This is a genomic window from Streptomyces canus 299MFChir4.1 (assembly GCF_000383615.1).
Taxonomy (GTDB): domain Bacteria; phylum Actinomycetota; class Actinomycetes; order Streptomycetales; family Streptomycetaceae; genus Streptomyces; species Streptomyces canus_C.
In genome coordinates this window covers 23,015-36,285 of record NZ_KB911636.1, presented here as the reverse complement: position 1 = coordinate 36,285, position 13,271 = coordinate 23,015, and the positions used below count along the sequence as shown (strand labels likewise).

Below are 13,271 nucleotides of genomic sequence, written 5' to 3'. Positions count from 1 at the left end.
GTAGGCCTTCGCCAGGTCGGCGACGCTGGTGAGTGCGGTGTTCCTCGGGGTGCCGTTGAAGCCGGGGTGCGTGGGCAGGAAGACACGGGATTGCGTCCGCTCGGCCAGCAGGTCGGCGAAACCTGTCATGGTCGCCGGGCCGCCCCCGCCATGGAGCAGCAGGTACGGGCGGGTGCGGTCGCGGTCCTGGACGGTCACGTCCACCGAGCCCAGGGAACTCACGTGGACCGTGGCGGTTTCGGTGCGGGTGGGGCGCAGGCTGCCGGCTGCGATCGGTTTACTCATCGCTTCCCTCTTCTCGTGCGGTGTGAAGCTGATACAAGGAACCTTAGATCAAGTTACTTATATAAGCAACCTGATCTGGCCCGGGTTCTGCGACTGGCGTGCAGCCCGTCAGGGCGCCGAGTGTCTAGTTGGGCCGTTATGGAAGCTTTTAGATGGGTGTCGTCAGAGGGCGGGAAGCGGTGCTGCAGATCGCCTTCTGGGTTGAGGAGGTTGGGCAGATTCCCGGGCGGCGGTGCGACGGGTCTCGCCCTCGGCGACGACTCCACGGTGGCAGCACCACACAATGCGGTGACAAGGCATCGCCGGCCAGGAGGTCGGAGGGACCACTAGCGGTCAGTAGGGCAGGCAGCCCTCGGGAATTGCATCAGACGGGCGAGAAGCTGCAGGTCACGACGTCAGGGCAGCGTCCCGAGGGGGCTCCGTCCTCGGCCGGCCGGTGGTCGAGGGCATCGCGCACCGCCCGGGGTACATCGATCCCCTCGCGCAGTGGCACCCCGATCAGGCGTCACCCTCGGGCCTCGCCTGTGCGGCGGGCTCCCTCTGGATGGCGTCGCTGCGCGGTGAGCGGCTGCGGCGGATCGCGCTGGACGGGACGAGGGCGGCCGCGCCCCTGCAAACGTTCTTCACCTCGGTCCACGGCCGGCTGCGGACCGTCGTCGCCGTCGACGACCACACGCTGCTGCTGACCACCAGCAACACGGACGGCCGCGGCACGCCCACCGCCACCGACGACCGGATTCTGAGCGCCGTCAGCTGATCCGGGATCCGGCCGCCCTGGGCGCGGGCCCGGACTCGTGCCGTGGACGGAGTCCTCAGAGCTCCGAGCAGGATGGGCGGCCGGTCATCAGCCCGCGGTGTCCGGTCCGTGCGTGGCAACACGTCGGTTCGTCCCCCGTGCCGGGCGTACTCGGATGAAGCGGCACCACGGCGAGGCGCGGTGCCAGACACGGCGGGCCGGCCGCCCGTTCTGCTCGGAGCGCTAAACCGCCTCGCCGGGCGTGGTCCCGTCGGCCAGCAGGACGGCGGGCAGTGCTTCGTTGAGCCATACCTCGGACTCGTCCAGTGACCAGCTGAGGTCGTCGGTACGGACGAAGTAAGCGGCATTGCACAGATGGATCCAGAGCACGTCGGCGGCCCGCGCGACGTCGACACCCGCGCGGAGCGCGCCCATCGCGGCGAGGCGGTCCGCCGCGAGCGCCAGCCCGCCGCGCAGTCCTTGGTGCGCGATCAGCTGGATCTCCCGCACCCTCGGCTCCTGGGGAGCGGCGGCGGCGACCTGTCGCATCAGCCCGGACCACTCCTCGAACTTGACCCGGGTGACACGCACGATGAAGTGGATCAGCTCGCGCGGCTCGGTGAACGACTGGATCCGGTCGAGGATTTCCGGAATGTCCTCGGCTGCGACGCCGGACTCGACCAGGGTGCGGAGCAATCCGTTCTTCCCGCCGCCCACCGCGTACACGGTGGCCGGCGAGACCCGGGCGGCCCGGGCGATCTCCTCCGCCTTCGTGCCGAAGTAGCCCTTCCGCACGAACAGTTCACGAGCCGCGTCCAGGATCGCACGGCGGGTGGCCTGGGCGTACTCGGCTCTCCTGCCCCGGGGAGCAGGGTCATCTCTCGCGTCCGACACATCGTTGATCATACCCGGGCTACTGTTCACTAGAGTCTACTCTGATGAATAGACCATGCTCTATTGTCCACGAAGGGACACCCCTGCCGTCATGAAAGCGCTCTTCACCACCTTTCCCGCATACGGTCATCTGCTGCCGATGGTCCCGCTGGCCAGGGCGGCTGTGGCGGCCGGGGACCAGGTGGTCGTCGCCGCGTCGAAGGAACTGCACGGCACAGCCGGCGACCTGACCATGCGTGACCTCGGGCCGTCGCTGCCCGTAGTGCTCGCCGAGACCAACAACCGTTTCGGGGAGGACGTTCTCGGCTACCGTGTCGACAGCTCCAAGCTGCTCGAGGCAACCGTCGCCATGTTCACGACGGTCCGGGCAGACATGGCCTTCGACGCACTGCGCGCGCTGGTCACCGACGAGCGCCCGGACGTCATCGTCGCGGAGATGTGGGACTACGTCGCGCCGCTGGTCGCGCGGCAGCTCGGCATACCCCTGGTGACCTTTGTACACAGCCCGGCCACAGCGGTCGACGAGACGCTGCGGGCCGGCCTGGTGCGAGCGCTGACCCAGCGTGAACTCACGGCGCCTGCCCCGCTGGCCACCGTCCAGCTGTGGCCGGAGTGGCTCGAGAGCGAGCCGACAGCTCCTCGCGGTGAGGCCACGCTCGCGATCCGGGCCACTCCGCACGACACCGCTGAGGTGGCCGATATCCCGGCCTTCGACGGGACGCGCCCGGTCGTGCTGGTGACCCTCGGCACGGTCGTGGAGGATCTGACCCTGCTCAACGCGGCTGTCAGGGGTGTGCTCGACGCCGGGGCCGACGCCCTGGTCACGACCGGGTTCACCGTGCCGCCGGAGGCCGTCGAGAGCGATCCCGGCCGAGTGCGTGCCGTCCCGTTCGTTCCCATCGGGCAGTTGCTGGACCGGGTCCAGGCGGTGGTCGCCGCCGGCGGTTCGGGGACCACGCTCGCCGCGCTCTCCCGCGGTCTGCCCATGGCGTTCGTGCCGCGCATCGCGAACCAACCGATCGTGGCGGCCGCTGTCGCGGGCTTCGGAGCGGGCGTCGTCTCCGGTGAGGACCCGGCGGACGTGACGTCATCCGTACGCACGATGCTGCACGAGCCGGGCCTACGGGCGGGAGCGCAGGCCGCGTCCGAGCGGCTGGCGGGACGTCCTTCGCCGGACGAGGTGTGGTCGGCGCTGCGGGAGCGCGTCCCGCACACGTCCGCCGTGCGCTAGGAGCGTGTCTCATCAACCGGCAACCCGTCTGCGGTTCGTGATCATTCATGCGGGATGATCTCGGTATGCGTGGTGGCGATGGGCTGTTCGAGGTTGAGTCGGTCGAGAAGAAGCAGCCGCAGGGCCGTCCGGCGACGGTGGACAAGACATTCCGAGCCTTCGATCCGCCCCAGGTCCTGCTGCTGCCGCCGTCGCTGGACGAGTGGCTGTCCGAGGATCACCTGGCCCGGTTCGTCGCCGACCTGGTCGACGACGTACTCGACCTCGGTCCGGTCCTGGCCAACTGCACCGAGAAGCGCGGCTACCCGCCCTACGACCCGCGGCTGATGGTGCGGCTGCTGATCTGCGGCTACACCACCGGCACCCGCTCGTCCCGCGCGATCGAGCGAAAGTGCGCCGACGACGATGTCGCGTTCCGGCTCCTGTCCGCCGACCAGGCCCCGGACTTCTGCTCGATCGCCCGGTTCCGCCGCCGCCACCTGGACGCGCTCGCGGGTCTGTTCACCCAGTCGCTGCACCTGGCGCAGAAGCTGGGCACGGTCAGGCTGGGCCGCGTCGCCCTGGACGGCACCAAGCTCGAGGCCAGGGCCTCCAAGCACAAGGTGAGGCATCCGTACCGGATCCGACCCTGGTCAGCGTGGCCGGCTACGCGGTCCTCGGTGGAACCTTCTTCCTGATCTCCTGCCTGCGTCTTGGGTGTGAGGACGAGTCGGATTGACTTGGCACCACCCTGCACACGTCGCCGTGACGGGGCGTTGGCCCCGGAGACGGGCGACAGTCCCAGCGCAGGCCACCGATGAGCGACAGAAAGCGCGGCTGAGAGCCAGTCGGTGCTTCAGGCCAACGGTCCCGGCACCTCATGTGGGCGGCCACCAAAACGTCCTTGGTCAGCGCGAACGCGAATGCGGTCATCGACGAGCACACGAGCACGCTGCAGCCGGAAGGATGCCACGGCTTCGCCAGGGTCCGGACGGCCGTTTCGCCCGGTCTCCCCGACTGATTCCTCGCTCAACTTCGGCCAGGACTGGCCTTTTTGAGCCACTGGAAGATCATTAATCTGGTGCAGAGCACAGGCATCTACCCTTGAGGAGTCTCGTGTCCACCGCCCAGCAGGTACCTGACATCCTGTCGCCCGAGTTCGCCGAGGATCCCTACCCCGCCTACGCGGCGATGCGGGAGAAAGAACCCCTGATCTGGCACGAGGCCACGCAGAGCTACATCATCTCCCGCTACGCGGATGTCGAACGCGTCTTCAAGGACAAAAAGGCGGAGTTCACGACCGACAACTACAACTGGCAGCTCGAGCCGGTTCACGGCAAGACGATCCTCCAGCTCAACGGCCGCGAGCACGCTGTCCGTCGCGCGCTGGTCGCACCCGCCTTCCGCGGCAGCGACCTGCAGGAGAAGTTCATGCCCGTCATCGAGCGCAACTCCCGCGAACTCATCGACGCCTTCCGCCACACCGGAACCGCCGACATCGTCAGCGACTACGCCACCCGCTTTCCGGTCAATGTCATCGCGGACATGCTGGGCCTCGACAAGGCCGACCACGCCCGCTTCCACGGCTGGTACACCACCGTGATCGCCTTCCTCGGCAACCTCTCCGGCGACCCCGAGGTGACCGCGGCGGGCGAGCGAACCCGGGTGGAGTTCGCCGAGTACATGATCCCGATCATCCGGGAGCGGCGTGAGCGTCCGGGCGATGACCTGCTGTCCTCACTGTGCGCCGCCGAGGTCGACGGCGTGCGCATGAGTGACGAGGACATCAAGGCGTTCTGCAGCCTGCTGCTCGCCGCAGGCGGGGAGACCACCGACAAGGCGATCGCCGGCATCCTGGCCAACCTGCTGCGGCACCCGGACCAGTTGGCGGCAGTCCGCGAGGACCGCAGCCTGATACCCGCGGCCTTCGCCGAGACCCTGCGCTACACCCCGCCCGTCCACATGATCATGCGGCAGTCGGCCACCGAGGTCGAGCTCACCGGCGGCACCATCCCGGCCGGCGCCACCGTGACGTGCCTCATCGGCGCCGCCAACCGGGACGAACAGCGCTACCGCGAACCCGACCGGTTCGACATCTTCCGCACCGACCTCACCACCACCTCGGCCTTCTCGGCAGCGGCCGACCACCTGGCCTTCGCGCTCGGCCGCCACTTCTGCGTCGGTGCGCTCCTCGCCAAGGCGGAGGTCGAAACCGGCATGAACCAGCTGCTCGACGCGATGCCCGACGTGCGTTTCGCCGACGGGTTCGAGCCGGTGGAGCGGGGCGTGTTCACCCGCGGCCCGCAGTCGCTGCCGGTGCGCTTCACCCCGACCGGTAGCTGAACACCGCTGTCGGCGGGGCCGTTTTCGCCTCCGCTCCTCCCGAAACGGGGGGCGGAGGCCGGGGGGACGGCTACTGCACCGCGGGAGTGAACTGCACCGGCAGAGAAGTCAGTCCGCGCATCCAGATCGACGGACGCCACGTCAGTTCCTCGGGTTCGACGGCGAGAACGAGGTCCGGGAGGCGCTCCACGAGCGTCTCCACCGCCGTACGGGCCATCACATCCGCCAGCAGCGGTGCGGGGTAAGGGCAGCGGTGCTCGCCGTTGCTGAAGGACAGATGTGCCGAGTTCTCCGCGCCGACGTGCGAGTCGGGCCAGATCTGCGGGTCGGTGTTGGCGGCCGCGAGGCCCAGCACCAGGCAGTCTCCCTCGCGGATGAGGCGTCCGCCGAGCTGGGTGTCGCGCACGGCCCAGCGGCCGATGAAGTTCTGGGTCGGTGTGTCCAGCCACAGCACTTCGTTCAGCGCGTCTCCCACGCTGACCCTGCCGCCGGAGACGTTGAGCGCGAATCGCTCGTCGGTCAGCAGCAGTCGCAGTGTGTTGCCGATCCAGTTGGCCGTCGGCTGCTGCGCGGCCGCGATCACGGAGATCAAATCCTGCACGATCTCCTCGTCGCTGAGCCCCGCCGGATCCAGCAGCATCCGGGAGGTGACGTCCGGCCCGGGTCGCTCGCGCTTCTCCTTCACCAGCTGCATGATCCGTGCGCCGACCCGTGTGTACGCCGCCACCGGGTCGTCGCCCTCGCCGGCGTCGAGCGAAATCCTCAGGTCGTCGACGAGCTGCTCGGTGTCGGTGCTGTCCTGCGGCATGCCGCACATCCACAGCACGCCTCGGGCGGGCAGCGCGTGCGCGTACGCGCTCATCAACTCGGCCTGACCGCTGCCGGAGAACGAGGAGATCAGCCTATCGGCGATCAGTTCGCACTCGCGGGAGAGCTCGAACTGGTCCACGCCCTCCAGGGCCTGGGTGATGACACCCGCTCGGCGCTGGTGCTCCTCCCCCTCGGCGAACAGTACGGACGGCTGGTAGCCGACGAACGGCAGGAGGGGCCAGTCCGCCGGAATGTGGTCCCACTGGTTCCATCGCCGCGAGTCCCGCGCGAACAGTTCGTCATGACTGGTCACGAAGGAGACCTCGGGATAGCCGAGGACCAGCCAGGCGGGGATGTCGTTGTCGAGCAGCACCGGCGCAACCGCCCCGTGCTCCCGGCGCAGCGAGCGGTACAGCTGGGAGGGCGTCTGCTGGTACTCCAGGCCGCCCAACTGCACCGCGGCGTCATGCGCGGGGCAGCCGGGGGGCGGGGTGGGCGCGGAGGGGGAGCCGGTGGGATCGCTCACGGTGTGCTCTCCTGGGACAGTGCCATTGAGTAGAGGTGGTCGACGAGGGCGATGAGGACCTCCTTGCCCGAGGACCTGACCCGGGCGTCGCAGTCGACCATCGGCACATGCGCACCCAGCGCGAGGGCCGTGCGGATCTGTTCGAGCGAGTGGTGGTTCTCGTCGCCGTCGAAGCGGTTCACGGCCACCACGAACGGGGTCTTGTGGTGTTCGAGCCGGTCTATCGCGTACCAGCAGTCCTCCATGCGGCGCGTGTCGACGAGGACGACCGCGCCCAGCGTCCCGGAGAACAGGCGGTCCCACAGGAACCAGAACCGCTCCTGGCCCGGAGCGCCGAACAGGTAGAGCACCATGCGCTCGTTGAGGGTGATGCGGCCGAAGTCGAAGGCGACCGTCGTGGTCGTCTTTCCCTCCACACCGGCCGTCACGTCAACGTCCTGCCCCGCCTGCGTCATCACCTCTTCGGTGTTCAGCGGCCGGATCTCGCTCACCGAACGGACCAGGGTGGTCTTGCCGGCCCCGAACCCGCCCACCACGACGATCTTCAGACCGGTCTCGGCGGCATCGGCCAGCGGTGTGCGCTGGGAGGGGAGCTCAGAGGTTGCGGAGCCCATTGAGGACCTCCTGGAGCAAGGCGGTTTCGGGAAGCGACGCGACGGATTCGGCGGCGCGGGGATGACGGGCGCTGATCTTGCCCATGTCGTGAAGGTCGCCCACGAGGATGCGGGTGACCGTGATGGGCAGCTTGAGCTCGGCGGAGATCTCCACCAATGCCGTGGGGTGCCGGCAGAGCTCAAGGATCCTCACGTGCTCGGACTGCATGCCGCTGCTCGGCTCGCTCTCGCTGACGATCAGCGTGACCAGGTCGAACGAGTCGTCAGCCGAGCTGCGCCCGCCGGTGACCATGTAGAGCCGGTCGGGATCCCCGACATCCACGGGTTTACGGATCACGCGTGGGCACCCCGGACGGCGGGCGTGCGCGGTTCGGCCCTCAGATGCTCACCGATCTGTTCGACCAGTTCCGTCATCTGGTGGCCGACGACTCCCGGATCGGCGTCCTCCTGCGCGACGACCGCCAGGTGCGCGCCCTCGCCGGCGTCCACGATGAACAGCAGGCCGCCGTGGAATTCGGTCATGGAGTGCCGCACGCCACCCGATCCGTCCCCGAACTCGACGGAGGCGCCCTGGGCGAGGGCTTGGATGCCGGAGCAGATGGCCGCCAACTGGTCGGCCTGGTCGAGCGTCATGTGCTCCGTCCAGCACAGCTTCAGGCCGTCCCGCGACAGGACGAGCGCATGGCGCGTGCCCGGGGTGCGCTCCAAGAGGTTCATCAGGAGCCAGGTGAGGCTGTTGTCAGTGGTCTCCATGGTGATCGGGACGGGCGTGACCGGTCGACGGTCGCCCGGCCCGTTCCTCCAATCCATCGAATACGACGACGAGGTACTGGGTGGGTGGCTGCCCGCGCGGTGTGCGCAGGCCAAGAGGTGGGGTGTCGGCTCACTCAGCCGACGACTCGGGCCCGTCATAGGGCGGGCTGACGGAGTCGTCCGGTACGCCACCGCCGTGCCGGGCACGGTGGAAGGCGCCGAACCTGCTTCCGGCGTCGCGAGCGGGTGCTGGTTCCCCCGGCTCGTCCGAGGCGGCCGACGTGGCCTTCGGCCGCGCGCGCTCGGCTGCGGCCATCGTCCGGCCGGGGGCCCGCACGGGCAGTGCGTTGCCGGTTGCCGTGCCCCGGCCTGTCGGCGCGTCTGCGTCGGCCACGGGCGCAACCGGCTCCACAGGCGCTGCCGGTCGGGAGCGCGGGACCGGAGTCTCAACGGCTTCCACGGAGGGCGTCGGCGCGGCGGGGGCCTCGGCGGCGCGCCGCGGACGCTCGACGACGGGCTCACGCTGCTGAGACAGGAGCTGAGGAGGCAGCAGGACGACGACGCCGGTGCCGCCACGCGAGGACGGCCGGTAGTTCACGCTGATGCCGTACCGCTCGGCGAGCCGTCCCACGACGGTCAGGCCGAGCCGGGTGCCCTGGAGCGAGGCGAGGTCGGTGATGCGGCCCGACACGGACTCCTCGGCACGGCGCATGGCGGCGTCCGACATCTTCAGGCCGCTGTCCTCGATGGTGACGACGAGGCCGGCGCTGCGCTCTTCCACGTAGACATGAACCTCGTCGATGGGCGGCGAGAAGTTCGCGGCGTTGTCCATGAGTTCGGCCAGCAGGTGCATCACACCTTCGGCTGCGAAGCCCGCGATGGCCGCCTTGCTGGAGGAGTGCAGGCGCACCCGCCGGTAGGCGGCGATGCGGCCGACGGCTCCGCGCAGGATGCTCTCCATGACGATCGGCTTGTTCCACACGCGGCTGGAACGGCCGCCCATCAACAGGGCCAGCCGGTCCGTCATGAGACCCAGCTGCGAGGTGCTGTGATCCAGGCGCAACAGGTCACCGAAGACCTCCCCGCCATGTCGTTCCTGCATCCCCCGCAGATCGGCCAGCATCGCGACGGTCTTGGACTGCACCCGGCTCAACGCCTTCGCGGACGCGACCTGGGCAGCGGCGGAACGCCTTTCGCTGTAAGCGAGTTCACGGACGAACCACTCGGCCGTTTCCCGGACCAGGGGATTCTGCGGCCAGTCGAACTTGGTGAGGACGGTGTTGCCGGAACTGCCTTCCCGTAGCAGGGCCACCGCGGCGGGCAGCGTCTCCTCCGTCAGCCGCTCGAGTTCCGCCTTCCCCTTGGCCAGTTCGCTGCGCAAGGTGCGCAGTTCGTTCTCGGCGGTGGAGGCCCGCGCCACCGACGCGCCGAGCTCCCCGGCGAAAGTGTCCAGCATCTGGCGCAGCTGCGGATCGGACGGAGGGGCGACCTGGGAGACCGCCTCCTCCGCGCTAGCGCCGCTTTTCAGCTGCTGCGCAACCCCTGGCATACCCACGTTGACGAGCTGGACGACCTCGGTGGCCTGCTGCTTCCAGTTGTCCATGGTCATCCCGAGCTCGCTGTCCCGGGCGGCCGCCTGCCGACGGGCACGATGCACAAGATAAGAGGCAGTGGCTGTGACGAAAGCGATGCAGCTCCAGGCGGCGATCGCCGTGCCGAGCACCCAGGAGCGGGCCGCCTCGGGAGCGGAAACGGCGGCAGCGGCGGCACCTCCTGCCGCCACGAGCAGGACGACCGGGAACACGGCCGAAGACGAACTCGCCCCTTTCCCACGTCGACGCTGACGGGAGCGAGCAGACACTGGCATTCCGCGGTCCCTCGGTTCGTACGAGCAGGAGGTGGACGACTGGGCGTCGTCGGCGTTCCGAAGGGCAGCCCATCACGGACGGTGCGCTTCCGGCTCACGCATGCCGCTCATGCTAGTCACCCTTTTGAGTTGCGGAAGCACAGCAACGTCTCGTTCCCTCACACGAGTTCACTTAGTCGGAAAACAGCCTTCGCCACCGGTGCCTGTGATATGCACCTTTGCCTGAAGCGGACCGATCTTGACCATACGGAGTTAGGCGATCCGGAGCGCTCGGCGAGCGCCTCACCCGTCCGCGGGGTGCGCGGGTGGCTCGTTCCGCGCATGTTTTCAGCCAAGTTTTGAGCTGTGCCTGACCGAGACCCGCGCAAACGCTCGGCAGGAGCAGCCTGTCAGCGGACCGCGACTCCCGCCCTGCGGCGCACCGAGGGGGCGCAAAGCGCTCCCCGCCTCATCGGCCTTCTACCAACGCGGCCCCAGCTCACGGCAGAACAACGAGGCAACGCTGCTTTCAGCCACCCCTTGGCGGACAGTCCAGCGTCACAGGGCGGGCACGGAGTTGCACGGATTGAACGGGACGACGCCGTCCATGGTGAGCAGCAGCCAGTTCCGCCAGTCGTCAGCGCTCGGGGCGTACAGGCCCCGGCCCGCCGGCGAAAACAACAGAGCCCCTCACCAACATCACTCTGACCGGGTGCGGCGAACGCCCTCAGGCCAATGGCTCCACCCGGAACCTCCGGAGCTCTCCGCGCGACAGCCCCGACCCAACCTGACGTTGCCCGGGACGCTTTCGTCGGCGTGTCCGGTGGCTGCTACGCCGCTGGCCCCTGTCGCCGCCCATGGCCACAGCCTGCCGTGCAGCCAGCCCTGCTCCGGCTCCAACCGTCGGCCCCGGGAGTTCCACAGCACCCCGCCGCCTGACGCGGGAGACGAACACGTGCACCTCTGGCAGCTACGCTCGCGGCTGCATCCAGGGCGCCGTCCACGCCATCGCACCGCGCGTGGAGCCCGCTCGTCCGTCGGCCCCCGTGGAGCACCCTCAGTGCCGATAAGCTGCCGAGCTCCTGTTCCAGAGCACCCAGACGGACGACGAGACCTGCCCCCGGCAGAGCATTACAGTGATCCTCACCCCGAGGACCGGAAGAAGCGATGCCTGAGCGAAACATCGAGTTCGGCAAGTACGGCGCCCGTGGCATCAAGGGCCACGAGGCCGTCGCCCGCCAACTGGACGCGCTGGCCGGCTACATCGCCACTCCCGTCACCGCCCGGCGAGGCCTCCTGGCCCGCCTGCACTACCTCACCCGCACCCCCCACGCCCGGGCGGCGGCCCGCGCGGCCGGGCTGACCGTCACCGACCGCACCCTGCGCGCCTGGCTCGACGGCGTCCGCACGCCGTCCCGACGCAACCTCGAGCGCATCGAGCAGGCGTATCGCACCGTGCGGCGGGAGAACGTCGCCCGCTACCTGACCGCCCGCCTCAACCGCGACGGCCGCGGCACCCGTGTCGAGATCCATCCCCTCAATCAGTCCCAGGTCTCGCGGCCGCGTCAGCGGCCGGTGGAGTTCCGCTCGATGAACGTGCGCCGCTGGGACCGCATCGTTGCGGCCTGGGCGGCCGGCGACGACCAGGAACTCGACGACGCCTGGGTCGACCTGGTCGTCGACCTCGGCTCTCAATGGGGCCAGTACGAATACGTCACCACCGTGGGATTCGCCGCCTGACCTTGGCATTTCGTGGTTTCGAGAGCGCCGGTACGCCGTGAAGACGGCGTGCTGGGGCAGACATTCCCGCGCCCATGCCCCACAGAGAGCGAGTCGGCTGGTTCGCCCGTTCGGCGCAGACTGGCGAGGCGTGGGAGGGGAAATCGGTGCACACCTTCGGGATGCGGCACTTCCGGCGCGTTACGGGGTGAGTGAGGTGCGGGTGTCGGGGCCATCCCCGAGTCGGCCGCGGCATTCCGCACACCTCCCGCACCCTCCCGTTCGGCGGAGCGAGCGGGCATCCCGAAGGCCGGTGCTCTCCGAGGACCTCACGGGCCACCGCCTGCGGCGACCGCTCCAGATTCTCGGCGACGACCTGGTCGTAGTCGACACCGTCGACCGGCGGCACATGCTCGGGGCGCACACCCGTACCCGGTAATGCGCGACCTCTACCCCGCTGCGGGCGTACCGCCGCTGCGTCTCAGTCCGTCCCGGTCCGGGGGCACCGTCCAGTCATCGCTTCTCGGTGCGTAGTGCCAGGACGGGTGTCGTTGAGCTGGATGTCCCATCCGCGGCGGACACGCACCGGGTGGGCACCCGCGACCCACGTTCGACGGGGTGGGCGTGATCAGCATCGGATTGTCCGGCCTGGGGGAGACGGTGATGTCGTAGTGGGTCACGCTGGCGAGGCCCCATACTCCCGGCCACTGCTGGAGTTCGCCTCTATTGAAGGATTGAGGCATGTCAACGTCATTGAAGCTGCCCGGCCAGCAGACAGAGACACGGATCGAAAGATCGCTGGGGGTGGGAGCGACGTGGGTGCCCCACACCCTCATCTACAGGTCAGGGACAGCCGGGCGTCACTGACATGCGTACCGGGTCGTCGCCAACCGGTAGAAACGCCACCATGCCTATAAACATGGCCTCCGGGACGTCGCCGCCGCGCAGCAGGCCGAAGCCGACGAACGCGAGCGCCAGGAGCAGGAGCGCCTGCGCCCGCAGGCAGAGGTGCAGGCCGCCGCGCAGAAGGCCGACGGCTGGCTCTCCCGCTTCCGCACCTGAGGCGGGCAAGCCGCCACCGGCCACGCGGGCAAGCCTCAGCCGGCCTGGGCGAGCCCGCGTTGTCGGTGGCGGCTGCAACGCTGATCAGATGAACGGCGATGAGCAACTGCTGAAGGGCCGGGTCTACGGCGCGGACCACGACGACGCCAACCCCGGCCCGCTCCCGCACCGGACCTACGCCGCGCTGGTCGGCGGACCGCTGGACGGCCTGCTGCTGGACATCCACGGATGGCGGACCGAGGAAGTCGACGACGGTGTCGCCCTGTCCACCGAACTGTCGCGGTGGCCTGGCGGCCGCGCCCTGTACGACACGCGCCCAGGCGAACCACGCACACCCGGCCCGGGCGTGAGCTGTCGCCTGTACTACTCCGGCGACACTCCCTGACCGCAGCCCGAACCATGGCAGGTCAGTACACCGTCGCCATTCCCACAGGCTCCTCCCGCGGGATGCTGACCGACCTTGCCAAGGAGTA

General features: G+C 69.1%; 15 protein-coding genes and 1 pseudogene. 7 read left to right on the top strand and 9 right to left on the bottom strand.

Features of this window, described 5'->3' with window-relative positions; genetic code table 11:
- Positions 1 to 285: alpha/beta fold hydrolase (locus H293_RS0145380; protein ID WP_020124396.1), on the bottom strand; the 285-nt coding region annotated here is incomplete at its 3' end.
- Between the two features lie 436 nt (positions 286 to 721).
- Between H293_RS0145380 and H293_RS0145375 the strand changes: the two genes are divergently transcribed.
- On the top strand, positions 722 to 1,042 hold the full coding sequence (locus tag H293_RS0145375) for a PQQ-dependent sugar dehydrogenase (protein ID WP_020124395.1): 321 nt from the start codon (positions 722 to 724) through the stop codon (positions 1,040 to 1,042).
- A 222-nt stretch (positions 1,043 to 1,264) separates the two neighbouring features.
- On the opposite strand, the gene H293_RS0145370 is transcribed toward H293_RS0145375, so the two are convergent.
- Complete coding sequence (locus H293_RS0145370; protein ID WP_199790274.1) at positions 1,265 to 1,915, bottom strand: TetR/AcrR family transcriptional regulator; 651 nt, start codon at positions 1,913 to 1,915, stop codon at positions 1,265 to 1,267.
- 91 nt (positions 1,916 to 2,006) lie between these two features.
- Here H293_RS0145370 and H293_RS0145365 point away from each other — a divergent pair, with 91 nt between their 5' ends.
- The 3 genes and pseudogenes from H293_RS0145365 (at position 2,007) to H293_RS0145355 (ending at position 5,468) form a co-directional block, all read left to right on the top strand.
- Complete coding sequence (locus H293_RS0145365; RefSeq protein WP_020124393.1) at positions 2,007 to 3,146, top strand: glycosyltransferase; 1,140 nt, start codon at positions 2,007 to 2,009, stop codon at positions 3,144 to 3,146.
- Positions 3,147 to 3,283: 137 nt separating this feature from the next.
- A pseudogene (locus tag H293_RS0145360) lies at positions 3,284 to 3,748 on the top strand (transposase); the annotation flags it as partial.
- A 493-nt stretch (positions 3,749 to 4,241) separates the two neighbouring features.
- On the top strand, positions 4,242 to 5,468 hold the full coding sequence (locus H293_RS0145355; RefSeq protein WP_020124391.1) for a cytochrome P450: 1,227 nt from the start codon (positions 4,242 to 4,244) through the stop codon (positions 5,466 to 5,468).
- Positions 5,469 to 5,538: 70 nt separating this feature from the next.
- Here H293_RS0145355 and H293_RS0145350 read toward each other — a convergent pair whose 3' ends face one another.
- The 6 genes from H293_RS0145350 to H293_RS61015 all read right to left on the bottom strand — a co-directional run bounded on the left by H293_RS0145350 (position 5,539) and on the right by H293_RS61015 (position 10,698).
- Positions 5,539 to 6,804, bottom strand: a complete 1,266-nt coding sequence (locus H293_RS0145350) for a cytochrome P450 (protein ID WP_020124390.1) — start codon at positions 6,802 to 6,804, stop codon at positions 5,539 to 5,541.
- On the bottom strand, positions 6,801 to 7,418 hold the full coding sequence (locus tag H293_RS0145345) for a GTP-binding protein (protein ID WP_020124389.1): 618 nt from the start codon (positions 7,416 to 7,418) through the stop codon (positions 6,801 to 6,803). Before H293_RS0145345 ends, H293_RS0145350 begins: the two co-directional genes overlap by 4 nt.
- A complete protein-coding gene (locus tag H293_RS0145340) occupies positions 7,399 to 7,755 on the bottom strand; it encodes a DUF742 domain-containing protein (RefSeq protein ID WP_028808779.1) in 357 nt (118 codons plus the stop codon). Before H293_RS0145340 ends, H293_RS0145345 begins: the two co-directional genes overlap by 20 nt.
- Positions 7,752 to 8,171 carry a roadblock/LC7 domain-containing protein gene (locus tag H293_RS0145335; protein ID WP_020124387.1) on the bottom strand — a complete coding sequence of 140 codons (420 nt, stop codon included), beginning with the start codon at positions 8,169 to 8,171 and terminating at the stop codon, positions 7,752 to 7,754. Before H293_RS0145335 ends, H293_RS0145340 begins: the two co-directional genes overlap by 4 nt.
- Before the next feature lie 130 nt (positions 8,172 to 8,301).
- The gene (locus H293_RS0145330; RefSeq protein WP_020124386.1) at positions 8,302 to 9,975 is read right to left on the bottom strand and encodes an ATP-binding protein; all 1,674 of its coding nucleotides are present in this window, start codon (positions 9,973 to 9,975) and stop codon (positions 8,302 to 8,304) included.
- A 600-nt stretch (positions 9,976 to 10,575) separates the two neighbouring features.
- Entirely contained in the window at positions 10,576 to 10,698 is a 123-nt protein-coding gene (locus H293_RS61015; protein ID WP_020124385.1) for a hypothetical protein, read from the bottom strand.
- Positions 10,699 to 11,184: 486 nt separating this feature from the next.
- Between H293_RS61015 and H293_RS0145320 the strand changes: the two genes are divergently transcribed.
- Together H293_RS0145320 and H293_RS61010 are read left to right on the top strand one after the other, a co-directional pair.
- Entirely contained in the window at positions 11,185 to 11,757 is a 573-nt protein-coding gene (locus tag H293_RS0145320) for a hypothetical protein (RefSeq protein ID WP_020124384.1), read from the top strand.
- A gap of 292 nt (positions 11,758 to 12,049) precedes the next feature.
- Positions 12,050 to 12,175 carry a hypothetical protein gene (locus H293_RS61010; protein ID WP_020124383.1) on the top strand — a complete coding sequence of 42 codons (126 nt, stop codon included), beginning with the start codon at positions 12,050 to 12,052 and terminating at the stop codon, positions 12,173 to 12,175.
- 404 nt (positions 12,176 to 12,579) lie between these two features.
- Here the strand turns inward: H293_RS61010 and H293_RS0145310 are convergent, their stop codons facing one another.
- Positions 12,580 to 12,822: a hypothetical protein gene (locus tag H293_RS0145310; RefSeq protein WP_020124382.1), complete on the bottom strand. Its 243-nt coding sequence runs from the start codon at positions 12,820 to 12,822 to the stop codon at positions 12,580 to 12,582.
- A gap of 64 nt (positions 12,823 to 12,886) precedes the next feature.
- Here H293_RS0145310 and H293_RS0145305 point away from each other — a divergent pair, with 64 nt between their 5' ends.
- Entirely contained in the window at positions 12,887 to 13,183 is a 297-nt protein-coding gene (locus tag H293_RS0145305; protein WP_020124381.1) for a hypothetical protein, read from the top strand.
- Positions 13,184 to 13,271 lie beyond the last annotated feature (88 nt).